This is a genomic window from Nostoc sp. DedQUE07 (assembly GCF_034530975.2).
In the GTDB taxonomy this organism is placed as follows: Bacteria; Cyanobacteriota; Cyanobacteriia; order Cyanobacteriales; family Nostocaceae; genus Nostoc.
The window spans coordinates 30754-53552 of sequence record NZ_JAVRCC020000010.1; the positions used below are offsets into that span (position 1 = coordinate 30754).

At 42.8% G+C, this 22799-nt stretch carries 20 protein-coding genes; 7 read left to right on the forward strand and 13 right to left on the reverse strand.

What is annotated here, in order from left to right; all coding sequences use genetic code 11:
• Positions 1-93: 93 nt before the first annotated feature.
• From RMZ95_RS10750 to RMZ95_RS10785, 8 genes are all read right to left on the reverse strand, one after another.
• Positions 94-657 (reverse strand): hypothetical protein, encoded by a 564-nt coding sequence (locus RMZ95_RS10750; protein WP_322684602.1) that lies wholly within the window; start codon positions 655-657, stop codon positions 94-96.
• A 112-nt stretch (positions 658-769) separates the two neighbouring features.
• Positions 770-1363, reverse strand: coding sequence for a DUF4360 domain-containing protein (locus RMZ95_RS10755; protein ID WP_322670374.1), 594 nt, complete (start codon positions 1361-1363; stop codon positions 770-772).
• A gap of 540 nt (positions 1364-1903) precedes the next feature.
• Positions 1904-2050: a hypothetical protein gene (locus RMZ95_RS10760; RefSeq protein WP_322684601.1), complete on the reverse strand. Its 147-nt coding sequence runs from the start codon at positions 2048-2050 to the stop codon at positions 1904-1906.
• Positions 2051-2139: 89 nt separating this feature from the next.
• Positions 2140-2475, reverse strand: a complete 336-nt coding sequence (locus tag RMZ95_RS10765) for a XisI protein (RefSeq protein WP_322684600.1) — start codon at positions 2473-2475, stop codon at positions 2140-2142.
• Complete coding sequence (locus RMZ95_RS10770) at positions 2463-2879, reverse strand: XisH family protein (RefSeq protein ID WP_322684599.1); 417 nt, start codon at positions 2877-2879, stop codon at positions 2463-2465. Before RMZ95_RS10770 ends, RMZ95_RS10765 begins: the two co-directional genes overlap by 13 nt.
• 26 nt (positions 2880-2905) lie before the next feature.
• On the reverse strand, positions 2906-3511 hold the full coding sequence (locus tag RMZ95_RS10775; protein WP_322670378.1) for a Uma2 family endonuclease: 606 nt from the start codon (positions 3509-3511) through the stop codon (positions 2906-2908).
• 121 nt (positions 3512-3632) lie between these two features.
• Positions 3633-5246, reverse strand: coding sequence for an NAD(P)H-quinone oxidoreductase subunit 4 (locus RMZ95_RS10780; RefSeq protein ID WP_322684598.1), 1614 nt, complete (start codon positions 5244-5246; stop codon positions 3633-3635).
• 429 nt (positions 5247-5675) lie between these two features.
• Positions 5676-6785, reverse strand: a complete 1110-nt coding sequence (locus RMZ95_RS10785; protein WP_322684597.1) for an S-(hydroxymethyl)glutathione dehydrogenase/class III alcohol dehydrogenase — start codon at positions 6783-6785, stop codon at positions 5676-5678.
• A 359-nt stretch (positions 6786-7144) separates the two neighbouring features.
• On the opposite strand from RMZ95_RS10785, the gene RMZ95_RS10790 reads away from it, so the two are divergent.
• The 3 genes from RMZ95_RS10790 to RMZ95_RS10800 all read left to right on the forward strand — a co-directional run bounded on the left by RMZ95_RS10790 (position 7145) and on the right by RMZ95_RS10800 (position 11671).
• Positions 7145-8428: a valine--pyruvate transaminase gene (locus RMZ95_RS10790; RefSeq protein WP_322684596.1), complete on the forward strand. Its 1284-nt coding sequence runs from the start codon at positions 7145-7147 to the stop codon at positions 8426-8428.
• Positions 8429-8528: 100 nt separating this feature from the next.
• Positions 8529-9137, forward strand: coding sequence for a ribosome maturation factor RimM (gene rimM / locus RMZ95_RS10795; RefSeq protein WP_322684595.1), 609 nt, complete (start codon positions 8529-8531; stop codon positions 9135-9137).
• A gap of 152 nt (positions 9138-9289) precedes the next feature.
• Entirely contained in the window at positions 9290-11671 is a 2382-nt protein-coding gene (locus RMZ95_RS10800; RefSeq protein ID WP_322684594.1) for a phosphoketolase family protein, read from the forward strand.
• 763 nt (positions 11672-12434) lie between these two features.
• Here RMZ95_RS10800 and RMZ95_RS10805 read toward each other — a convergent pair.
• Entirely contained in the window at positions 12435-12971 is a 537-nt protein-coding gene (locus RMZ95_RS10805; protein ID WP_322684593.1) for a GNAT family N-acetyltransferase, read from the reverse strand.
• A 399-nt stretch (positions 12972-13370) separates the two neighbouring features.
• On the opposite strand from RMZ95_RS10805, the gene RMZ95_RS10810 reads away from it, so the two are divergent.
• The 4 genes from RMZ95_RS10810 to RMZ95_RS10825 all read left to right on the forward strand — a co-directional run bounded on the left by RMZ95_RS10810 (position 13371) and on the right by RMZ95_RS10825 (position 18307).
• Positions 13371-14990 carry a DUF1565 domain-containing protein gene (locus RMZ95_RS10810; RefSeq protein WP_322684592.1) on the forward strand — a complete coding sequence of 540 codons (1620 nt, stop codon included), beginning with the start codon at positions 13371-13373 and terminating at the stop codon, positions 14988-14990.
• Positions 14991-15149: 159 nt separating this feature from the next.
• The gene (locus RMZ95_RS10815; RefSeq protein WP_322670390.1) at positions 15150-15272 is read left to right on the forward strand and encodes a hypothetical protein; all 123 of its coding nucleotides are present in this window, start codon (positions 15150-15152) and stop codon (positions 15270-15272) included.
• Between the two features lie 335 nt (positions 15273-15607).
• Entirely contained in the window at positions 15608-17719 is a 2112-nt protein-coding gene (locus tag RMZ95_RS10820) for a TIGR00300 family protein (RefSeq protein WP_322684591.1), read from the forward strand.
• Positions 17720-17785: 66 nt separating this feature from the next.
• Entirely contained in the window at positions 17786-18307 is a 522-nt protein-coding gene (locus tag RMZ95_RS10825; RefSeq protein WP_322670392.1) for a DUF2085 domain-containing protein, read from the forward strand.
• Positions 18308-18510: 203 nt separating this feature from the next.
• Here the strand turns inward: RMZ95_RS10825 and RMZ95_RS10830 are convergent, their stop codons facing one another.
• From RMZ95_RS10830 to RMZ95_RS10845, 4 genes are all read right to left on the reverse strand, one after another.
• The gene (locus RMZ95_RS10830; RefSeq protein WP_322670393.1) at positions 18511-18777 is read right to left on the reverse strand and encodes a hypothetical protein; all 267 of its coding nucleotides are present in this window, start codon (positions 18775-18777) and stop codon (positions 18511-18513) included.
• A gap of 87 nt (positions 18778-18864) precedes the next feature.
• Positions 18865-20148 (reverse strand): glycosyltransferase, encoded by a 1284-nt coding sequence (locus RMZ95_RS10835; protein WP_322684590.1) that lies wholly within the window; start codon positions 20146-20148, stop codon positions 18865-18867.
• 751 nt (positions 20149-20899) lie between these two features.
• Positions 20900-22159 (reverse strand): glycosyltransferase family 2 protein, encoded by a 1260-nt coding sequence (locus RMZ95_RS10840; RefSeq protein WP_322670395.1) that lies wholly within the window; start codon positions 22157-22159, stop codon positions 20900-20902.
• 161 nt (positions 22160-22320) lie between these two features.
• Positions 22321-22788, reverse strand: a complete 468-nt coding sequence (locus tag RMZ95_RS10845; RefSeq protein ID WP_322684589.1) for a DUF2141 domain-containing protein — start codon at positions 22786-22788, stop codon at positions 22321-22323.
• Between the last annotated feature and the right edge of the window lie 11 nt (positions 22789-22799).

A 22799-nucleotide genomic window follows, 5' to 3' on the forward strand; every position in this document is an offset into this window, starting at 1 on the left:
CTGAAAGATTTACTAATTAAAAGCGATCGCACCACCCCAACATCTTAATTTTCTTCACCTTTTTCCTGAAGGAGCTAGCACTCAAACCACATTTTATTGTTGTTGAAGTGCAAACTTTAGCTCTGTCAACTCTAATTCTCCTCCGTTCGTCATTAATACTAAATTAATGCCTAAAACACTTTTTCCTGTAGTTGTATAGTTAGTTAGAGGTATTTGATTAGTCAAATCAAAATTCATAGCACTTCCATAGATCATTTGATATGGAGTTGGTTTATCGCCAAGTAAAAATGATGTGATAGCTACTTGTGCTGGTGCTTTCTTTACTACACCTTTTACAGCTAAAGGCACGAGCCTAAATTGCTTTTGAGTATTAGAGGTATCAATTCTAACGATACATCTAGCCCTTGGTGATTGTGCGTTTACAGTTATATTAGAGCCAAGTGTAAACTGATTTATTTGCGGATTGAAAGTTATATTACATCTCTTATTAACCAAAAAGTTTGGCTGGTTATCTATTGCAACAGCGGTGCTAGATGAATTGGCATTATAACAGAAAAAAAACAAGCACATTAATATGAAAAAATTACGTGCATCACTTAATCTCAACATAACTTCCTCTCCATCAACAGAAATTTGTAATTTTAAAGAAGAATACATTCGGTAGATTCAATGAGTGGGGGATTTAGATTCACCACTCATTGAAGACCACTAAACTTGGAATTTGCTGCGGTGTATCACTATCTATGCGCAGAATCGCTAAAAGCGAGGACTAGCAACGTCTTAGGTCAAAATAAAGCCTTACATCCCCAGCATTGAGATCGGCTGTATCAACGAAAATAGAACTTCCTCGTGAGGATTGTGCAATCATATTAATACCTAATAGTCCTTGCCCACCACCACTACATAAACCTGTAGCAGCTAGAACAGTAATCTCATCTTGCTCCGCAAATGCCTTACTAGATGTAAACTTGCTAGTTTTAGGAGGAGCTACGGCTTGACCGAGAGCACCACCACTAAAGCTATAAGTTCTGTTTAAGCTGGTACCTTTACTCTTGCTATCAATATCAGTAGTTCCTTGGTACAGTACTTGTACATCTTGGACGATGAAACCACTTGGAATAAAAGTTTGAACGCGTAAAATACACTTTTGACGTTGACCATTGAATGCACTAAAGTTATCCAAGACGATCGATAAGCTTCTACCATCATCTCCAGGAAGCTGATCGGCAACACTACATCCACCAGACCCGATTGCATCTCCAAAAGTAATACTAGGCTCATCAGCCAAAGCCTTGGTCGCGATCGCGTTGATTCCAAGAATTGTAGTTAGAGACAGTAATAGACCAAATTGTTTAAAATTCATATTGATTCTACCTATGTTGTTAAAGTTGTTTTTTCATGGAAAATGCAGTCAAAATGCATCTCCCCCAACTATTTAACTAGTGCAGGATAAATCTCTAGAAGGTTTACTTTATTTAGAAACTAAATCGTTTTTAACTGTGGCAAGAATTAACTTAGTGTAGGTATAGCATCACCTACATAGGACTCACCTGTAATAGCCTAAAGTCTTGAGATTAAAAAATGGCACTTTCTCTGTAAGATCCATGAGAGAACTCTCCTATAGATGCAAAAGTAGAATTAAGCTTTAATACCTTCGCTAAGAAAAGAGGCAGTCTAGCTTTTGCCGAAATACCCCAACACAAGAAGGTGTAAACTCTCAAGCTAATTCATGCAATAGTTAAGTGTCTCTATCCTGAAGTTACAAAAAGAATATGAGGAACTTGTGAGGGAATACGGTGCTTATTAAAACTTAAATTTTGCCAGTATTCAGACTGGAATTTACTGGAATATCAATAAAAATAATATTAAAACTACAAAGATGTATATGTCGTTTCTCCTTATATTAGATATCTGATGAAAGAGAATGTGAGGAACTTGTGAGGAAATACTGACAAAACTCGTAAAATTGATCGTCGGTCATGGCGATCGCAGGTTGCAATTGCAAAACCATTGGTATAATTTCTGTGACTACAGGTAAGTTGGTGGTCATAATGGCTTTGTGGCTACTTCACCTGCTTTAACTATAATCTTTTCACAATCTACGGTGAAATGAGGGTTAACTCATGAAGATTGGAATTATTAACCAACAGCAAACTCGGTAAATTGTCGTTTAAAGGGGGAATGAAAAGCCAAAACTATGTCTTTTTTAGGTATACCTCGACTAATAAGTTCATTGGCGATACCTCCTTCAGTACCATCGTGTTGAATCCAAATTTTTTCGTTTTTAATATCTAGATGCAAAACACAGCCATATACACGGCGCTTATTTGACCACCCCGCATGAACAAGTTGATATCGATCGCGTTCTCTATCAAAAATAACTTCTGCTTCGACTTCTTCGTTGCTGGCTTTGATTTCACTGTAAGCTAGCAACAGTTCTTGAATAAGTTGACGGTACTCTTCTACTTTTGCCATTTCACGATCGCCTCCTCTTCTGGATCGAAAACAATCAGCCGAACTTGGTAACGTTGGATTAATAAGCGTGGCAGTTCTAAGGTAAAAAAAGAACGATAGGTGTCTAAAGGAACTGCTAAATATAAAAGTCTCTCAAGTTGTTCTTCTTCAAGTGCTAATTGATATTTGAGATACTGTCCTAAAGCAGTACTAAATTCAGTTGTAGTAGATGGAGCAACAAAGCTTTTAACTTCAACCGCAATTTTTTCTTGATTTCGTTCAGCTGCTAAAACTTTCTCTGCACCAAGGTCGATGTACATATCCAAACCACCAAAACGGAGGAAAAGCGGGTCATTAGTGATGAGCCAACCCTCTTTCTCCAAAGCGCGTCTTACTGCATCATGGAATATGTCTTTCGCTGCCATAGATTCCTAACATTTGTATTTATTCCTTACCAAATCTGACTTAAATCCAAAACAAACCCAGCTAGCAAAGGTTCACCATTAAGCGTTTTTGGATTATCTAATTGTTCAACCGCAATATTAGGACGATAAATAAAAACTCGGCGTTGTTTTCTATCAATTAACCAACCAAGTTGAGTGCCATTATCAATATACTCTTGCATCTTGTCTTGCAAAATTCGCAAATTATCAGTTTCAGAACGCAATTCAATTACAAACTCAGGACAAATCGGTGCAAATTTTTTTCGCAGTTCTGGTGGTATCGCTTCCCAGCGATCGCGTTTTATCCACGCTGCATCGGGCGATCGGACTGCACCATTAGACAAAGTAAACCCACCACTGGAACCAAACCCTACACCTGTACCATCTTGCTTTGTCCATACCCACAACTGCCCAACTAAGTTAAAATTGCGTTCATCAGTTTCCGAACCAGTTGGGGGCATAATGACTAATTCTCCAGCAGGATTACGTTCGATACGAAAGTCGGGGTTTAACTGACAAAATTCATAAAACTGGTCGTCAGTTAGTGCGATCGCAGGTTGCAATTGCAAGACCATTGGTATAATTTCTATGGCTATAGGTAAGTTAATGGTCATAATTAATATTTTGGGGCTTCACCTGTATTTAGGATATATCTTGGCAAAATTTTAGGGGTGGTTACAAAACCACCCCTTCAAATTTAGAATTTACTTGCAGACCCCTTAATGGGAAATTAATTTACTCAGAAATATTAATTGAACTTTCAACTTCAGAAGTAGCCAATGTTGGTGCAGAGAAAATCCGCGAGTACAGACTTGCTGGTTGTTGATGAGCAACAACTGGTAGAACTTGACGAGCATGGGCGACTAATTCTACTGCTTTCACATCATAAGTCTGCGTTGCTAACTTGGGATAAAACCCGATTCCGATGATTGGCAGTAGCAAACAAGCGGTAATAAATATTTCGCGGGGTTTGACATCAGAGATTACAGCATCCAAGTGCAACTCTTTATTTTGCTCACCGTAGAACACTTGACGCAGCATCGACAGTAAATAAATCGGTGTCAAAATCACGCCAACTGCTGACAGCAGCACGACTACAACTTTGAAGCTGGAACTGTAAACATCACTGCTGGCGATACCCAGAAACACCATCAACTCACCCACAAAACCACTCATTCCGGGTAAAGCCAGAGAAGCCATTGAACCAATGGTAAAGAGAGCAAAGGTTTTGGGCATTACTTTAGCCATACCGCCCATTTTATCCATCATCAAGGTGTGGGTGCGATCGTAAGTCACGCCAGACAGGAAGAACAAGCTAGCAGCAATCAAGCCGTGGGAAACCATCTGTAATACAGCACCGCTGATACCAAGTTCTGTGTAAGAGGCAATCCCAATCAGCACAAACCCCATATGGGCAATTGAAGAGTAAGCCAAGCGGCGTTTGAGATTGGTTTGAGCAAAGGCACAGCAAGCACCGTAGACAATGTTAACCACACCCAAAACTGCTAACACTGGGGCAAAAGTCACATGGGCATTGGGCAACATCTCCACATTGAAGCGGATGAGAGCATAACCACCCATTTTTAACAACACACCAGCCAAAATCATTGAACCGGGTGCTGATGCTTCACCGTGGGCATCAGGTAGCCAAGTGTGTAAAGGGAAAATCGGCATTTTCACACCGAAGGCAATTAAGAAACCTGCATAAACCAACAATTCCAAGGTTTTGGGGTATTCTTTCATTCCTAGAGTCGCCATATCGAAAGTGACGGTATCTCCAGAGAATGCCATTGCAAAACCGGCAATCAAGATAAATATTGATGCAGCAGCGGTGTAAAGAATAAATTTGGTAGCGGCATAACGGCGGTTTTGTCCTCCCCAAATGGAAATTAGCAGGTAAACCGGCACTAACTCGATTTCCCACATCAGGAAGAACAACAGCAAATCTTGGGCAACAAATACGCCAAGCTGGGCGCTGTACATCGCTAACATCAAACCATAAAATAATCGCGGCTTGGTGTTAACTTTCCAAGCCGCGAATATTGCGAGGGTATTTATTAAGCCTGTCAGAAGCAGTAAGGGCATCGATAAACCATCAACCCCCACAGCCCAATGCAAACCTAACTGCGGTATCCAAGGATAGTTTTCTAGAAGTTGGAGTCTCGAACTCTGGAAGTCGTACTCATACCAAAAGGCATAAATCATCAGTGCAAAGTCGGCGATCGCAACTCCCAGACCATACCACCGCACAGTTTTACCTTCCTTGTCTGGGATTAGGGGGATGGCTAAGGTAGCCACCAAGGGTAAGAGGATTATGGCTGTTAGCCAGGGAAATTCAATAGCATTCATTACTTCTGACAATCAATTTGCCTTATCACTTTTGATTTAATTATATTAAGTAATCAATACTTTTGTAAACATTCTTTAACTCTAGAAGATGAAATTTTTGACAAAGATAAGAACATATACTCATTGAATGTCAAATTTTCAGGAAAAATAAGAATAAATACTTATCGGGTTTTGACGATTCCATTCTAAATGTAAACTTTTGCAACGTCAACAAAAAACGGTAGCTTTAGCTACCGTTACAATACAGTTACATTTTTTGGTTCAGCCCAATTGTCAGGACTATTTACTCTACGCTTCTAAGTTGAGTCATAAACCTAACCCTCTGTATTGGGTTAAGTGCAACGCCAATTTAAGGTTTAGCTATGTACTGAGATACTTTAATGTGCTAGCTATGAGAGCAAAATACCCTTTTAAAACATCCTCTAACAGCTAAAAAGTCACCACACTACGAATTGATTCACCTTTGTGCATCAATTCAAAAGCATCATTAATTTGCTCAATGGGCATCACATGAGTAATTAAATCATCAATATTTATCTTACCTTCCATATACCAATCAACAATTTTCGGCACATCTGTACGTCCTCTAGCGCCACCAAATGCTGAACCTTTCCAAACGCGCCCAGTTACTAGTTGAAAAGGACGAGTACTGATTTCCTGTCCAGCACCAGCAACACCAATAATCACGCTGACGCCCCAACCTTTATGGCAGCATTCTAATGCTTGACGCATAATTTTGACATTACCGATACATTCAAAACTATAATCAGCACCGCCTTTTGTTAAATCAACCAGATAGGGAACTAAATCACCTTCTACTTCCTGGGGATTAACAAAGTGCGTCATGCCAAACTTTTCTGCCAAGGCGCGTTTGTTGGGATTAATATCTACCCCGACAATCATATTTGCCCCCACCATCCGCGCCCCTTGGATGACATTTAAGCCAATACCACCCAAACCAAAAACCACAACATTTGCTCCAGGTTCCACCTTGGCAGTATTGATGACTGCACCAATACCAGTAGTCACACCGCAGCCAATGTAACAAACCTTATCAAAGGGAGCATCTTCCCGAATTTTTGCTAAGGCGATTTCTGGCAGCACCGTATAGTTAGCAAAAGTGGATGTACCCATATAATGATGAATCATCTGCCCATCAATACTAAAGCGACTGGTGCCATCGGGCATCACACCGCGTCCTTGAGTTAGGCGAATGGCTTGACAGAGATTAGTTTTGAAACTCAGACAATATTCGCATTGGCGACATTCGGGAGTGTAGAGGGGAATCACGCGATCGCCTGGTTTGAGACTGGTGACACCAGCGCCTACTTCCACTACCACACCAGCACCTTCATGTCCCAAAATAGCCGGAAACAAACCTTCGGGATCGTCACCAGATAAGGTAAAAGCGTCGGTATGACAAACCCCGCTTGCTTTCACTTCAACTAACACTTCGCCGGCTTTTGGCCCCGATAGTTGAACTGTTTCAATCGTCAACGGCTTACCTGCGCTGTAAGCTACTGCTGCTTTAACTTGCAATGTCAGCGCTCCTGTATAGTTTTGTCATTTGTCATTTGTCATTTGTCATTGGGATTAGGGGAGAGGTGACAGGTGATAGGGAATAATCTGTACCCTTTACCCTGTAACCTATTCTCTTCTTTACTCCCCAGTTTCCTCACACGCATTGAACGCATGATAAACTTTTGTATTACTTCATCGGATTTACTCAGCACGATCGCCGCTATAACGATAAATATTACTTTGTTAAAATATCATTCTCTAGCTAGATTGGTTAAAGGCGGCAACAGCTGTTTTGACAACGATGTAAACTTGATGTCAGCAGCAACCTCCAAATAATTTGTCCACTCCTTAATTAATACATTATTTTGTCACAGCTTATGAACCCTGCCCTAACTCAAATTGGCGCTCAAATGTCAAACCTGACTGGCGTAAGAGCAATCATGAAGGATATTATCGAGACATTACGAGCGGGTGCAGGGCAGCAGTTTATTAATTTGAGTGCTGGTAATCCGTTGATTTTGCCAGAGGTAGAGCAATTATGGCGGGATTGCACTGCACAGCTTTTGGCTAGTCCAGAATATGGTGAGGTAGTTTGCCGCTACGGTTCAAGTCAAGGGTATGCACCATTCGTTGAAGCGATCGCCAACGACTTTAACAAACGCTACGGGTTAAAATTAACCGATCGCAATATCCTCATCACCCCCGGTAGTCAAACCCTCTACTTCTACGCTGCTAATACCTTCGGTGGCTACACCCCTAGCGGCGAGTTAAAACAAATCGTTTTACCCCTCAGCCCTGATTACACAGGTTACGGCGGTATCTGCTTAGTTCCAAAAGCCTTAACTGCCTACAAACCAACTCTCGATATTGATGCAGCCGCCCATCGATTTAAATATCGCCCCGACTTCAGCCAACTTACGATTACAGAAAATACGGGTTGTGTTCTCTTCTCTCGCCCCTGTAATCCCACTGGTAACGTCCTCACGGATGATGAGGTGAAAAAGATTGCCGCCCTAGCTGCGCCTTACAATCTACCCGTGTTAATTGACTCAGCTTATGCGCCTCCCTTCCCAGCATTAAACTTTACCGAAATGACACCAGTGTTCGGTGATAACATCCTCCACTGCATGAGTTTATCGAAAGCCGGATTACCAGGAGAAAGAATTGGTATAGCTATTGGGGATGAAAAGTGGATTGAAGTGTTGGAGTGTTTTCAAGCAAATATGAGTCTCCATTCTTCACGTTACGGCCAAGCGATCGCAGCTTATGCAATCAATTCTGGTGCTCTAGTGGAAATTTCTCACACTGTCATTCGTCCCTTTTACCAAAATAAATTTACCGTTTTAGAAACCAGCTTAGAACAAGCCATGCCCAAGGATTTACCTTGGTATCTCCATCGCGGTGAAGGAGCAATTTTTGCTTGGTTGTGGTTACAGGATTTACCCATGAGTGATTGGGAATTTTACCAGCTAGTTAAGCAAGTAGGTGTGATTATTGTCCCTGGAAGTACCTTCTTCCCCGGTTTAGACCAAGAGTGGGCGCACAAGCACCAATGTTTCCGCATCAGCCTTACAGGTACAGATGAAGAGATAGCCACTGCTATGCAACGTTTAGCAAAAGTGGCCGAAGAAGCTTATCAGCGTGCGGCTGTGACTGCCTGATTAGAGAAAGTTAGGAGTTAGGAGTTAAGAGTTAGGAGTTAGGAGTTATAAGAATTTTTTCTCCAATGCCCAATGACAAATGACAAATGACAACTGACAAATGACAAATGACAAATTAGATAATTGGTTAGAAATTGGTAAGATTGTTGCCCCTCAAGGATTGTCTGGAGAATTACGGGTTTATCCTGTATCAGACTTTCCCGAAAGATTTGAAGTACCGGGAAAACGTTGGTTGTTGTGTTCAGGTGACACAGAACCGCAACCAATCGAATTATTAACAGGACGTTATATCAGTAATAAAAACTTGTATGTAATCAAATTAGCTGGCGTGGAAAATTGCGATCGCGCAGAGGCGTTGCGCGGTTGTAAATTAATGGTACCAGCAAGCGATCGCCCCCAATTAGGCGAAGATGAATATCATGTCCTCGATTTGATTGGCTTAGAAGTCTTTATGCAAGCATCTGGCGAACTCGTAGGTACGGTGGTAGACATTATCCCTGCCGGCAATGATTTGCTAGAAGTAAAATTACACCCATCTTTTACCACTGACAAAGGACAAATGACAAATGACAAAGGACAAATAACAAATGACAAAAGGCAAAAGACTGTTTTGATTCCATTTGTGGAAGCGATCGCACCAGTGGTAGACTTGCCATCTGGTCGTATTGAAATTACGCCACCGCCTGGATTATTGGAGATTAATAATTAGGTTATTCCTCGATCTATCTCTAGCTAATTCTGCTGTACTGGATAGTCATAAAGGCTGAAAAATTTATTAAGGGTAGATGGCCATCATCTTGAAAATAAGTAAGATTACATACTGGTGAATCCGTCAAAATCCTTTTGTAATGGAGTGTCGAAATGACATTAGCCAGTCCTCCACAAACAAAGCCTTTAACAGATGAAGAATTACATAAGATAAACGCCTACTGGCGTGCAGCGAACTATCTTTCGGTTGGGCAAATATATCTACTGGACAATCCGCTACTGAGAGAACCCCTAAAGCTGGAACACGTCAAACCCAGGCTCTTGGGTCACTGGGGAACAACGCCAGGGTTGAACTTTATCTATGCTCACCTGAATCGGGCGATCAAAAAATATGACCTCAACACAATATATATTGCTGGCCCCGGTCATGGAGGGCCTGGACTGGTAGCCAACACCTACCTAGAAGGGACTTACACCAAGTATTATCACAACATCTCCCAGGATGCTGAAGGAATCCAGAAACTCTTCAAACAATTCTCTTTCCCTGGTGGTATTCCCAGCCACGTTGCACCGGAAACTCCTGGTTCGATCCACGAAGGCGGGGAATTAGGTTATGCCCTCGTCCACGCTTATGGTGCTGCCTTTGATAACCCTGATTTAATTGTTGCTGCTGTTGTCGGAGATGGCGAAGCCGAAACAGGTGCTTTAGCGACTAGCTGGCATTCCAACAAGTTTCTTAACCCCGTGCATGATGGGGCTGTACTGCCGATCCTGCACTTGAATGGATATAAAATTGCTAACCCAACAGTATTGGCACGGATTAGCCGTGAGGAATTAGAAAGCTTGTTTGTCGGCTACGGTTACAAGCCCTACTTTGTCGAAGGTGACGATCCCGCAGATGTCCACCAGCAAATGGCGGTGACTCTAGATATAGCGATCGCCGAAATTCAAAGTATCCAAAGAGAAGCCCGCGTACATGGTTTCACCGAACGTCCTCAGTGGCCGATGATTGTCTTGAAAACCCCTAAAGGATGGACAGGGCCCAAGGAAGTCGATGGCAAAAAAACTGAAGGTTTTTGGCGATCGCACCAAGTCCCCTTTGGCAACATCGCCAAACAGCCAGAACATCTGAAACTCCTAGAAGATTGGATGAAGAGTTACAAACCAGAAGAACTCTTCGACGCTAACGGCACACTAATTCCCGAACTAGCAGAACTGGCTCCCAAGGGGCATCGACGCATGGGTGACAATCCCCACGCTAACGGCGGTCTTTTGCTGTGTGACTTGAAAATGCCCGACTTTCGAGACTATGCCGTAGATGTTCTCAAACCAGGGCAAGCGATCGCTGAAGCTACCCAAGTTGCCGGAAAATTTCTCCGGGATATCATGCAACTTAACCAAGAAAGCCGCAACTTCCGCATCGTCGGCCCCGATGAAACGGTATCGAATCGCTTGGGCGCTGTGCTAGAAGTTACAGACCGGGATTGGGCAGCCCAGATCCTCCCCGAAGATGACCACCTTTCCCCCGATGGTCGGGTGATGGAAATTCTCAGCGAAACTAATTGTCAAGGATGGTTAGAAGGCTACCTCCTCACAGGACGCCACGGGTTTTTCTCTTGCTACGAGGCATTTATCCACATCATTGACTCGATGTTCAACCAGCACGCCAAATGGTTGAAAACGACTAGACATATTCCCTGGCGTAGACCGATTGCTTCCCTCAATTACCTACTCACTTCTCACGTTTGGCGACAAGACCATAACGGTTTCTCCCACCAAGACCCCGGTTTTATTGACCATGTAATCAACAAAAAAGCAGAGATCGTTCGGGTGTATTTGCCCCCCGATGCCAACACTTTGCTATCAGTAACCGATCACTGCCTGAGAAGCCGTAACTATGTCAACGTTATCGTTGCTGGAAAGCAACCAGCATTGCAATACCTAAATATGGATGCTGCTATCAAGCACTGCACCAAAGGCATCGGTATTTGGGAATGGGCAAGCAACGACCAAGACGGCGATCCAGATGTAGTAATGGCTTGTGCTGGGGATATTCCTACCTTAGAAACCTTGGCGGCTGTGGATATTCTGCGCCAGCATTTCCCTGACTTAAAGGTGCGGGTGGTGAACGTAGTCGATTTAATGACACTACAGCCAAAAAGCGAACATCCCCACGGTTTGAGCGCAAAAGACTTTGACACGATTTTCACCACAGATAAACACATTATCTTTGCCTTTCATGGCTATCCCTGGTTGATTCATCGCTTAACCTATCGTCATACTAACCACGAGCAGATGCATGTGCGCGGCTACAAGGAAGAAGGAACTACCACCACCCCCTTTGATATGGTTGTTCTTAACGAACTCGATCGCTTCCATTTAGTGATGGACGTAATTGAGCGCGTACCAAAATTGGGATATAGGGCAGCTTATGTCAAGCAACATTTGCAAGACAAATTGATCGAACACAAGCAATATATTGATAAGTACGGCGACGATATGCCGGAAATTCGCGATTGGAAGTGGCCCTATTAATCGGAGGACTTACGCAAACAATAACCGAAATCTTTATTTTCAGGTAGGGGCAATTCATGAATTACCCCTATAATGTGCGGTTTTGCGTAAGTTCTAAATAGGAAATAAGTAGACCTCTTGCAAAAATCCTTGAATCGAATGGCAAGCTTGTAAAGCTGAAAGCTCGTGTAGGCAGGGTGTTGGGGGTAGGGTGTAGGGTGTAGGGGAAAATTAAGAAAACAAAATATCGAGTAAGAAAACAAAATATCGAGTATGAACATAAATATTTTCCTTCTTCACTACACCCACTCAGCCACACCCCACACCCAAAAGCCTTATAGGTAATGGGTTTGGCGTTAACAAGCGTGCCATTCTCCTTGAATCACCTCTCCCCTTGTGAAGCGACAAGCCTTTCTTTAACGTGAGTTCGACGAGTGCTATTTTGACCTCTCCCCCAGCCCCTCTCCTACCAGGAGAGGGGAGCAAAAACTTTTCTTTTCTCGTTCTCCTCGCTCTCCTTACCCAGACGCTACGCGTTCGCTTTTTAGGAAAGGGAGGCTGTCCGGGAAAGGTCTGTCGAACTCACGTTATATTAAATTCAAACAGTCGTTGATTGAATTCGGGCGATCGTTTATTGAATTCGGGCAGTCGTTTATTGAATTCGGGCAGTCGTTTATTGAATTCGGGCGGTCGTTTATTGAATTCGGGCGATCGTTTATTGAATTCGGGCGATCGTTTATTGAATTCGGGCAGTCGTTTATTGAATTGTTCCTCATCTGGTGATTTAGCTAATTTCACTTTCACCATGCCAATCTGCTCGACTCAGACAATAAACAAAGCACTCATCGTCACCAAACCGTCGATACTCGATAAATTTGAAGCCAAAGCGTTCATAGAAGCGGTGAGCGCGAGTATTACTGGCTAGCGGATCGACAAGTATAGCCGTCACTTGCGGATCGGCAAAACATCGAGCAAGTGCAAGCCGCATCATTTGTGTTCCATAGCCTTTACCCAAATCAGTTTCTTCCCCAATCCAGATATCAATGGCACGAAGATTCGCCGTAACATCACCCCAGTAATGGCTATCCTCATGTGCTGGATCGATAATCTGAATAAATCCAATGGGACGACCATCAATTTCAGCAATCAATTGCTCTCTCCATTCGGGAGTGCGTTCAAGTTGTACTTCCCAGCCCCAGTCATCGTTAGGATCGGAGTTAATCACATGAGGTTGTTCATCCCAGTGGCGCAATAAATCCAAATCAGCAAAGCTAGCAGGGCGGAGGTTTATCCTTATCCCAGGTGGCGGGGCATAATTCATACTGTTTCTCCTATGTTTTCGGCGATTCACTAGACCAGTTGAATCACGACACCGTTGGGGTCTGTGACTTGAAACAACCTTTCACCCCAAGGTTCACTCTCAATCTCCGTTGTAATTTTCACATCTTACTGATTGAATTCGCGCGTCAAAAATCTCAAAGTAATTTTGCTCATATTGTTCTAGAGGATGTAGAAACCTCTAGTTCAGGCGTTCGCGGAGCGTCTCGTAGAGAAGCCAATTAAAGGTAGTTCATTTAGTCGAGTACTAGTGAAACCCAAAAGCATTTACATAATTTTTTAACTTTGTAATGAAAAGTACTTAAACTTACTTAATGCATCAACTGCTACCTACCTTTATGGTTAGCGCTAGGATAGCTATGTATTTTATGAAAGTATAAATATGGCTCAAACTTTTTACGTAAATTCAGTAACAGGCAGTGATGCCAACCCAGGTAGCCAACAAGCCCCTTTCAAAACTATTACTAAAGCCCTTAAGGTAGCTACTGTTGATACCAAAATTCAACTAGCAAATGGTAATTACAATGCTGCTAGCGGTGAAGTCTTTCCGTTAACGGTTCCATCTGGTGTGACAGTGGTGGGTAATGAAACCAATAAAGGCAATGGTATTTTGATTGAAGGAAGTGGTACTTACCTAAGCCGTACTTTTGCTGGTCAGAATGTCACTTTTGTACTGCTGGATAAAGCTGAACTCCGAGGAGTGACTGTAACAAATTTGGCTAGTCGTGGTAGTGGTGTTTGGATTGAATCAACTGCCCCTACTGTTGCTAATAGCACCTTCATCAACAATAAGCGGGAGGGAGTATTTGCTACAGGCGATGCTAACCCAGTGATTCTAGGTAATGTGTTCAGTGAGAATGCAGCTAATGGAATTGCGATCGCTAAAAATTCTAAAGGTCAAATCGAAAATAACACCTACTCTAAAACGGGTTTTGGCATTGCCATTAGCGATACTGCATCACCCATCCTTCGAGATAACAGAATTTATGAAAACCGTTCTGGGATTGTCATCTCTGGTAGCGCTCGTCCCGTATTACGTAATAATGTCTGTGAAAATAACACTGATGATGGGATCACAGTAATTGGAACTGCTCTACCGGATATCGGCAGTAACAATAATCCAGGGGGCAATACTCTACGCAATAACGGTAAATTCGATTTGCAAAATGTCAGTTCCAACAAGCTGATTTCTTTAGGAAATAAAATAGATGCGTCTAAAGTTACCGGAAACATAGAGTTTGCAGATAGTTCAGTTCCAACCCCAACACCAACGCCAACTCCAACACCAACGCCAACTCCAACTCCAACTCCAACGCCAACACCAACTCCAACTCCAACTCCAACGCCAACTCCAACTCCAACGCCAACACCAACTCCAACGCCAACTCCAACTCCAACTCCAACTCCAACTCCAACACCTGCTATTGAATTAACCGATATTGCGAATCATTGGGCAGGTGGGTTTATTAGGGAATTAGTCAAATTGGGGATAGTTAATGGTTTTCCCGATCGCACATTTAAACCCGATGCGACAATGACACGGGCACAATTCGCGGCAATACTAGTAAAAGCTTTCAACCCATCGCCAAACCGTGCGGCGATCAAATTCAAAGATGTACCAGCAGACTTCTGGGCATCCAAGGTAATTCAGCAGGCATATCAGGGTTTATTTCTCTCTGGTTTTCCCAACAATACCTTTAGTCCCAACAAAAATATCCAGCGCGTGCAAGTGATTGTCTCTCTGGTGAATGGATTGGGGTTATCTAGTGATGGTACGGCAACTATCAAAGTTTTCGATGACCAAGCCAAGATTCCTGAATATGCCAAGGATGAAGTAGTAAAAGCTATAGACAAGAAAATTATCGTCAATTACCCAAACCTGAAACAACTCAATCCTACCCGCGATGCTACACGCGGTGAGGTAGCGGCGATAGTGTATCAAGCTTTGGTAGATGCTGGGCGTGTAGCAGCGATCGATTCGTCTTATATAGTGACTGCTTGAGGGGGCAGGGGGCAGGGGGCAGGGGGCAGGGGAGACAAGGGGACAAGGGGACAAGGGGGAATTATTGAACAACTCTCTCCCTTGTCTCCCCCCTCTCTTCTTCGTCTACTTTGTCTCTTCTCCATGCCCTCTGCATACCTCTGCCTCTGGAGCATCCTTATGCTACCTACCCTTCAGTTTAACAAGCGTGCTATTCAAGTCACGGGTGTTGGTGAAAAGTTAAAGGCGAACGCTGGGAAAACAAACGTTCGCTTAACTCTACTTGCCGAACATAGTGGTTAGTTGCTTGTTACTAGCATATTATAGACTGTGAATTTGAAAGCATTTGATAAAGATTTTGGTGCTAATGCCGATGAATTCGATCTAGTTGCTTCGCCCTCTAATACGCCCCCAGTGGCCCCACTTTCTTGGAAACCTAAATTAAATCAGGCTTTCTTGATTTTGAATTTTGAATTGGTATTATTACCATGTTCCAGTAATAGAATTGAGAGCGAAGGCTTGATAAAGTCTTCAACTATCAAAAGATAGATGCTTTAGTAGCAGATTTTACCTGTAAAAAAAACAAAAGTCTGTATTCAAAGTAAGCTTGTAGCATATAAAACGCTTGTAAGATTTTTATGACTTCCCGGATTCGCTTTTTAATGTGCCCTCCTGACCACTATGACGTGGACTATGTGATTAATCCTTGGATGGAAGGGAATATTCACAAATCATCGCGCGATCGCGCCGTGGAACAGTGGCAGGGACTACATCAAATCCTCAAAGAACACGCCATTGTCGATTTAGTACCACCGGAAAAAGGCTGGCCTGATTTGGTTTTTACTGCCAATGCTGGCTTAGTTCTGGGCGATAATGTCGTCCTCAGTCGCTTTTTGCACAAAGAGCGTCAGGGAGAGGAGCCTTTCTTCAAACAATGGTTTGAGGCAAATGGTTATACAGTCAATGAACTTCCCAAAGATTTGCCCTTTGAGGGAGCAGGAGACGCACTGCTAGATCGGGAAGGACGCTGGTTATGGGCGGGATACGGTTTCCGCTCGGAATTAGATTCTCACCCTTATCTAGCTAAATGGCTGGATATTGAGGTGCTATCCCTACGATTAATAGACGAACGTTTCTATCACTTAGATACCTGTTTTTGTCCTCTAGCAAATGGCTATTTGCTATACTATCCCGGCGCTTTTGATTCTTACTCCAACCGCTTAATTGAAATGCGAGTTGCACCAGAAAAGCGCATCGCAATTGAAGAAGCTGATGCAGTCAACTTCGCTTGTAATGCGGTGAATGTGGATAGCATCGTCATCATGAACAAGACGAGTGATGCTTTGAAAACTCGCCTTCAGGATGCAGGTTTCCAAGTGCTGGAAACGCCACTTACGGAATTTCTCAAAGCCGGTGGTGCGGCTAAATGCTTAACTTTACGGGTGACTGAACCAGTTAGAGATGAAATTCATGCCAATGTCTCGGTAGAAAGCCGCGTCATTCGCATGGAAGGACATTTGTTAGATGCTGGCTTAATTAACCGCGCTTTGGATTTGATTATAGATGCCGGGGGAAGTTTCAAAGTCCTGAATTTCAACTTGGGAGAACAACGCCAAAGTACTTCAGCCGCCGAGGTGAGAGTATCAGCACCATCCCATGAGGTGATGGAAGAAATCATTTCCCGATTGATTGATTTGGGTGCTGTAGATTTACCCCATGATGAGCGAGATGCCAAACTAGAACCAGTAATTCAAGATGGCGTTGCGCCTGATGATTTTTACGTCAGTACAATTTATCCCACCGAAGTGCGAATTAATGGTCAGTGGGTGAAGGTGGAAAATCAACGGATGGATGGTGCGATCGCCATTACCCAAACTGCCAATGGCTTTGTAGCTCGGTGTAAAATACTCCGTGATTTAAAAGTTGGCGAACAGGTAATTGTAGATGTTTTAGGTATCCGCACCATCCGCAAAACTGAATCGCGGGAACTCCGCAGTACTCAAGAATTCAGCTTTATGTCGGCGGGAGTTTCTAGCGAACGGCGCGTGGAATTAGTCGTTGAGCAAGTGGCTTGGGAATTGCGTAAAATCCGCGATGCTGGTGGTAAAGTAGTTGTCACAGCTGGGCCGGTGGTAATTCACACTGGTGGCGGCGAACACTTGGCGCAACTGATTCGAGAAGGATATGTACAGGCGTTGCTGGGTGGGAATGCGATCGCAGTTCACGACATCGAGCAAAATATCATGGGCACTTCCTTGGGTGTAGACATGAAGCGGGGTGTCGCCGTACATGGAGGACACCGCCATCACCTCAAGGTAATTAATAGTATCCGTCGTTATGGCAGCATTCCCAAAGCTGTGGAGGCGGGAGCAATTAAAAGTGGCGTGATGTATGAATGCGTCCATAATAATGTGCCTTTTGTGCTTGCGGGATCGATTCGGGATGACGGGCCTTTGCCTGATACCGTAATGGATTTGATTCAAGCACAGGAGCAATATGCCAAACACCTAGAAGGTGCAGAGATGATTTTAATGCTGTCATCGATGCTGCACTCCATTGGTGTGGGTAATATGACTCCGGCAGGAGTGAAAATGGTATGTGTCGATATTAATCCAGCTGTAGTGACTAAGTTAAGCGATCGCGGTTCTGTAGAATCAGTGGGTGTGGTGACAGATGTAGGATTATTCTTGAGTCTGTTGATTCAGCAGTTGGATAAGTTGACAAGTCCTTATGTAAATAAGGTAGGTTAGGAAAATGAACCGCGAAGACGCGAAGGGCGCGTTCGCGTAGCGTCTCCGATAGGAGAAGAAAGGAAAATGACAAGAGTAGCTTTCAGTGAATTGCAGGTTAATTGGGTAAGTTTTATAGCTGATTTCTTGTTGGTAGGAATGGTTTTTGGCCCGCCTATTGCTCCCTTTTTGGCTGCGTCTGGAGTGTCTTTGCTTCCTGGGATTGCGGACATCATTTATTTCATGGGTAATCATGTCTGTCCGCAACCAGATATGGGGTTAGATTTAGCACCACCGTTTATTATGGCTGTGTGTATGCGCTGCTACGGCACTGTCACGGGTTTGCTAATTACTCGTCTGTTGTATGGGATAACTGGTGGTAAGGGATTTTACTGGTTAAATCAATATGGCTGGAGTGGTGTGGCGATCGCAAGTGTGCTAATGATGGCTTATCCTTTGGAATTAGCAGCACAGATTTTTGGTTTGTGGAATTTTAATAACTATCTGGTTACGCCTTTCGGGTTGATTACGGGTTTGGCGTGGGGATTGTTTACTATGCCAATTTTGCATGGGTGGCATGGTGCTAAAACTAGCTTGACCAAATTGTAAGTTTTATCGCACAGCTTAATAGATAAAGTGGATTACTTTTTGTAAGTCGAGACAATCGCATTGTCAGTCGATGCAATCGCATTGTGAGTTAAAACAATCAAAAGATTGGGGAATTAGTTCTTATTTATGATGAAAATATAGAATTTGTTGATGAGAGTTGGTTTTTAGATGTCGATTCTCCAATGCTTGAAATAAGTTGAACTTCACTCATGACTTGCATCTATTTCTGGACAGAATTCGTTGTGTCGTAAGATTCGGATCATCTTTCGCCCAGGATGTTTGAACAACACATCAAACTCACTATTGGGCATTCTCAAGTTTTCAGGAATGAGATAGGTTTGGATTGGTTCTGTTAGCACTAACCCATGCCCAGGAAATAGAATAATCGTAATTTCACCAGCACATAGACATCCTAAAACTCGTGCAGGGACACGCACATAAAAATACGAACTGTCTTCTTTATGGTGCATATCACGATATTGTAAGCATCAGCTAGTAATGTGCTATAACTATTTAGCGATCGCTAGTATTTACAGTACTAGCGATCGCCATATTTCTTATTGCTGTAGTCTTACACTGGTTGTACCTACCTCCACCTTCTGCGCTCCTTCAACGATTTGGTAAAGTTTGTGTTCAAATTTCTGCATACACGCTGACCAATCAAATTCGAGTATAGAGGGGCGAGCGTGTCTAGTCATATCTGCTTTCAAACCGGGATTTTCCAAAATCGCAATTACCTTTTGGGCGAAATCTGTAGGATTGTTAGGTTGGGCGAGGAAGCCATTCCGACCAGGAAATACCTGTTCTGAAGTTGAAGGTGCAACAACAGCAACCAGAGGAGTTCCAGAGGCTAATGCTTCGTTATTTGTCGTGCAGAAGTTCTCGGTGACAGAGGGGTTGACAAAAATATCTGCTCTAGCAAACCAACCTAGAAGTTCCGTTCCGTGGGACTCACCCCATACAGTAACACCCGATCCAAACTTTTTAGCACGCTCGCGGATCTCTTCATCTAGCGGGCCACTACCAACAATTACCAGATGGACATCAGGAATTTTCGCAGCTATGACTGGAAAGATATCAAGCAATTGGTTGACATTCTTTTCGGGTGTAATGCGTCCAACAAACAACAAAGTTGGTCGGTTATCGTTAGGAATTGGGTCGTAACAAATGTTTCGCGGGTGAAATTTTTCGCAATCGATACCTTGATAAGCGACGTATTCAGCGCGTTGGCATTTCAGTTCTTCGTATTTAGTCAATTGTTCTTTAGAAGAGAAGTAATTGAAGTCATAAGACTCACTAAACTGCTTAACTAAAACGGGAACGATGGGACGAACCAAATTGAAAAATCGGTCTCCAAAGTAATATTTGATATACGCAACAATATCTGTATGGAAGAGTGATATTATTGGCGTGCCTGTTCGTTTTGCGTATTGAGTGCCGATTGGGCGACCATAACCTTGTAAGAAAAATGAGTATAAACCTCTCATTTGGGCTGCTTCTTCAACCACGATAATATCGGGTTTGAATTTCTCTAGTAACTTGGTATCGCTCCAATGTCGATAGTTCAACGGTTGAGGAAGAGACTTATAGAATAGCAGCGGTTCTGTAGGGAATGCGTAAGCAGAAAAATTGGGGAAAGATTGAATTTCCTCTAAACCTAGCATGGGGCGATCGCCAACATTTTTGGGGTAGCGATCGTTGATTTGCGGATGGATTAAAAAAACCTCATGTCCCTGCTCTAGCAACCAACGAACTCGTTGGTGTACTGCAACGGAAACACCAGTCAAAAAAGGAGCATACAACCCTGTAAACAGTGCAATGCGAAGTTTTTGCTTAGTCATAATAAAAGGGAATATTTCAGAAAATTGCTGGTTTTTAACTTAGGATTTACGCAGCAAATGTTTTATGAACATCCTGATTATTTGGCTCAGAAATTCCCACTAATACAACTAGACTAAGGATTTACGCATTGTTAAATAGCTGAAATTTTAGATTTTGAAGTGGATGTTTATAGTGCTTCTCGTTTGTGTGCAATAGAGTCCGATCTCTCTCTTTTTAGAAGAGATGCTTTGAGGCACTCCCCTGACAGCAACAAAGGTTTTCCGCTTTCCTATTTTCTTAGGCTACGGTATACACACGGGTTTTACCCCACCCTAACCCTCCCCTTATAAAGGGGAGGGAACTAGATAAATTTCCGGTCTCCCCCCTTTATAAGGGGGGATTAAGGGGGGTAAATTCAGGGTTTGGGCTTCATTACCAAGATATGTGTACACCGTAGCTTTTTAGGAGAGAGTTAGAGAAAGGTATGGAAAAGGTTGGAGATTAAGTAGACTCAATTGCAAACACGTATATAAACCTGGGTTAGAAACTATCAAAACATCCAAAAGGCTAAATCAAAATTCCCCTTAATATATTTGTCTAAACCCTTGTAAAAAATGTAAATACGTTTTGGTAATCAACAAGTAAAAACGTATATGTTTACAATGGTTATAGCTAATATAGTTCTACTAAATATAAGATAATATAATTTGAAGACTAGGGAATGTTTAGTGTAATAACTTTCATGCCCTAGTTGATATTTAGCGATTTAATTCAAAGAGAAACCTTGCTATTAATCGGTTGATCCAACCATTGATAAGGGCGATATTCCACTAAGCGGACGTTCCAAGGCCCTTGCACGCGATAGCTGACACCGCGCCAGGTGACTGTTGATGTCCACAGAGATGATAGCATCGCTAACCCATAAACCCACTGTGTCAACGGAATCCCAATCAACATTTTAATGATTGTAGCAGCTGATAATTTGGCGATCGCCTGGTCATTAGAGCGAACTACTCGCTGTATCTCTAATTCCAACACCAGCATTATCAAGAGTAATCCGACAGTGTAAACTCCATAGCAGACTAACAACAGAGCCGCAGCTTCCCATTTTGCCTCTAACAACGACTCTAGAACTAACACGAACAATAGAGTCGGAAACAAAATGCTAGAAACAGCTTCACTTACAAGAGCCAACCAACGGGGATGATACAGTCGAGAAAAAAGGATAAGGCGCTTAAGATAGTCTATTAAGTTGAATAAATCAGTCTCTTCACGATTGACTATTAGCAGCGAAGGCACAAACTTTACCTGAAAACCATGTTTTTTCAGGATGTCGTGCATCATAAAATCTTCGCCTAAAGCTTGTCCCCACTTATCTAGCAGTTCTGTTTGGCGAAGCACTTCTGTTTTCACAGCCAAAGTTCCACCCCAAGGAATCTGGAAGATAAACATTTGCACTACTGTAGAGACATTGCCGACGTACCGCACTAAAGAACCCCAATACCTGCCTGTTGGTACGTACCACCGATTGCCGGTTGTTGCGCCTACTTTCGCATCGCTTAGAGGACTGACTAATTCTCTGAGCCAATTGAGATGAACTATAGTATCAGCATCGACTAAAGCAACCACCTTGTAGGAGTCGTCCAACTCTCGGACAGCTTGGATTAAAGAACTGCATTTGAGACTACAACTGTTACGTACTATTCTCAAAGGGCTGATTTGAACGTTGGTTGCTTCTTGCTCTGTGATGGTTTCACTAGCAATTTTCCAAGCAGGATCTTCGTGACTATCAACGATTAATTTTAAATCATACTGTGGATAGTTTTGATTTAGGAGCGATCGCAAACATCTCGGCAAAAACGGATCGGCTCCGCGTAAGCAAAGAATTACTGCTGTTTTCGGTAGCTGATCGTCTGGCAATAAGTTTTTTTTAGACGAGCGCAGATACCATATAAAGACAAGCGTAAAACACACCTGAATAACCAGCCAACCCATCAAAGACTTAGACAGAAATATTGCCAAATCTTCCATTAAATTTTTAATCTCCGACAGAATGAGGGATTGGGCATGGGGCATTGAGAAGAGATAAGGTAGACAAGGAAGAGGGGAAAGACAAGGGAGAGAGTTGTTCAAAAATTCCCCCTTGTCCCCCTTGTCCCCTTGTCCCCTTGTCTCCCCACTCCCCATTCCCTTTACGAATCCAGCGAATATTTCATGATGATGTTAACTGTTGTATTTTTGTTGACAACAAAACTGGCATCACGAAACTTTGGTGTACCTGTTTGTATGGACACAGTTGGATTTTTGGAAATTCCAAAACCTTCTTTAGGAATTCCGAAAAAGTCTTTATTGAGTTTGCGATCGCCATTTTGATCGTCAACTACAGCGACAGCATAAGTTCCAGGCTTCAAACCGAAGAATTCTTTTTTTACAGAAGTGCCAGTAATTTTAGCGCAGCCACTTTGAGCTTCACTAGTACTATTCATTGGAAATCCTTTTTCATTTGCATAAACTCGAAAGCAAATCTCACCTTTTTTGTGATGTATTCCATTTACTACAACATTAAGTGTTGCAGTTGGCTCTGCGTTCACTGTTTTAGCAAAGCTGATGCTCACTAAAGTAGCAAGTAAAACATGAGATAGTTGAGATAGTTTCAGCATAATTTTGTAAC

What these genes read in the sequence shown, in the direction of transcription:
- RMZ95_RS10750 (WP_322684602.1), bottom strand. Translation starts at nt 657, where the DNA reads ATGTATTCTTCTTTAAAATTACAAATTTCTGTTGATGGAGAGGAAGTT.
- RMZ95_RS10755 (WP_322670374.1), bottom strand. Translation starts at nt 1,363, where the DNA reads ATGAATTTTAAACAATTTGGTCTATTACTGTCTCTAACTACAATTCTT.
- RMZ95_RS10760 (WP_322684601.1), bottom strand. Translation starts at nt 2,050, where the DNA reads ATGACCACCAACTTACCTGTAGTCACAGAAATTATACCAATGGTTTTG.
- RMZ95_RS10765 (WP_322684600.1), bottom strand. Translation starts at nt 2,475, where the DNA reads ATGGCAAAAGTAGAAGAGTACCGTCAACTTATTCAAGAACTGTTGCTA.
- RMZ95_RS10770 (WP_322684599.1), bottom strand. Translation starts at nt 2,879, where the DNA reads ATGGCAGCGAAAGACATATTCCATGATGCAGTAAGACGCGCTTTGGAG.
- RMZ95_RS10775 (WP_322670378.1), bottom strand. Translation starts at nt 3,511, where the DNA reads ATGACCATTAACTTACCTATAGCCATAGAAATTATACCAATGGTCTTG.
- RMZ95_RS10780 (WP_322684598.1), bottom strand. Translation starts at nt 5,246, where the DNA reads ATGAATGCTATTGAATTTCCCTGGCTAACAGCCATAATCCTCTTACCC.
- RMZ95_RS10790 (WP_322684596.1), top strand. Translation starts at nt 7,145, where the DNA reads ATGAACCCTGCCCTAACTCAAATTGGCGCTCAAATGTCAAACCTGACT.
- rimM (WP_322684595.1), top strand. Translation starts at nt 8,529, where the DNA reads ATGACAAATGACAAATTAGATAATTGGTTAGAAATTGGTAAGATTGTT.
- RMZ95_RS10800 (WP_322684594.1), top strand. Translation starts at nt 9,290, where the DNA reads ATGACATTAGCCAGTCCTCCACAAACAAAGCCTTTAACAGATGAAGAA.
- RMZ95_RS10805 (WP_322684593.1), bottom strand. Translation starts at nt 12,971, where the DNA reads ATGAATTATGCCCCGCCACCTGGGATAAGGATAAACCTCCGCCCTGCT.
- RMZ95_RS10810 (WP_322684592.1), top strand. Translation starts at nt 13,371, where the DNA reads ATGGCTCAAACTTTTTACGTAAATTCAGTAACAGGCAGTGATGCCAAC.
- RMZ95_RS10815 (WP_322670390.1), top strand. Translation starts at nt 15,150, where the DNA reads ATGCTACCTACCCTTCAGTTTAACAAGCGTGCTATTCAAGTCACGGGT.
- RMZ95_RS10820 (WP_322684591.1), top strand. Translation starts at nt 15,608, where the DNA reads ATGACTTCCCGGATTCGCTTTTTAATGTGCCCTCCTGACCACTATGAC.
- RMZ95_RS10825 (WP_322670392.1), top strand. Translation starts at nt 17,786, where the DNA reads ATGACAAGAGTAGCTTTCAGTGAATTGCAGGTTAATTGGGTAAGTTTT.
- RMZ95_RS10830 (WP_322670393.1), bottom strand. Translation starts at nt 18,777, where the DNA reads ATGCACCATAAAGAAGACAGTTCGTATTTTTATGTGCGTGTCCCTGCA.
- RMZ95_RS10835 (WP_322684590.1), bottom strand. Translation starts at nt 20,148, where the DNA reads ATGACTAAGCAAAAACTTCGCATTGCACTGTTTACAGGGTTGTATGCT.
- RMZ95_RS10840 (WP_322670395.1), bottom strand. Translation starts at nt 22,159, where the DNA reads ATGGAAGATTTGGCAATATTTCTGTCTAAGTCTTTGATGGGTTGGCTG.
- RMZ95_RS10845 (WP_322684589.1), bottom strand. Translation starts at nt 22,788, where the DNA reads ATGCTGAAACTATCTCAACTATCTCATGTTTTACTTGCTACTTTAGTG.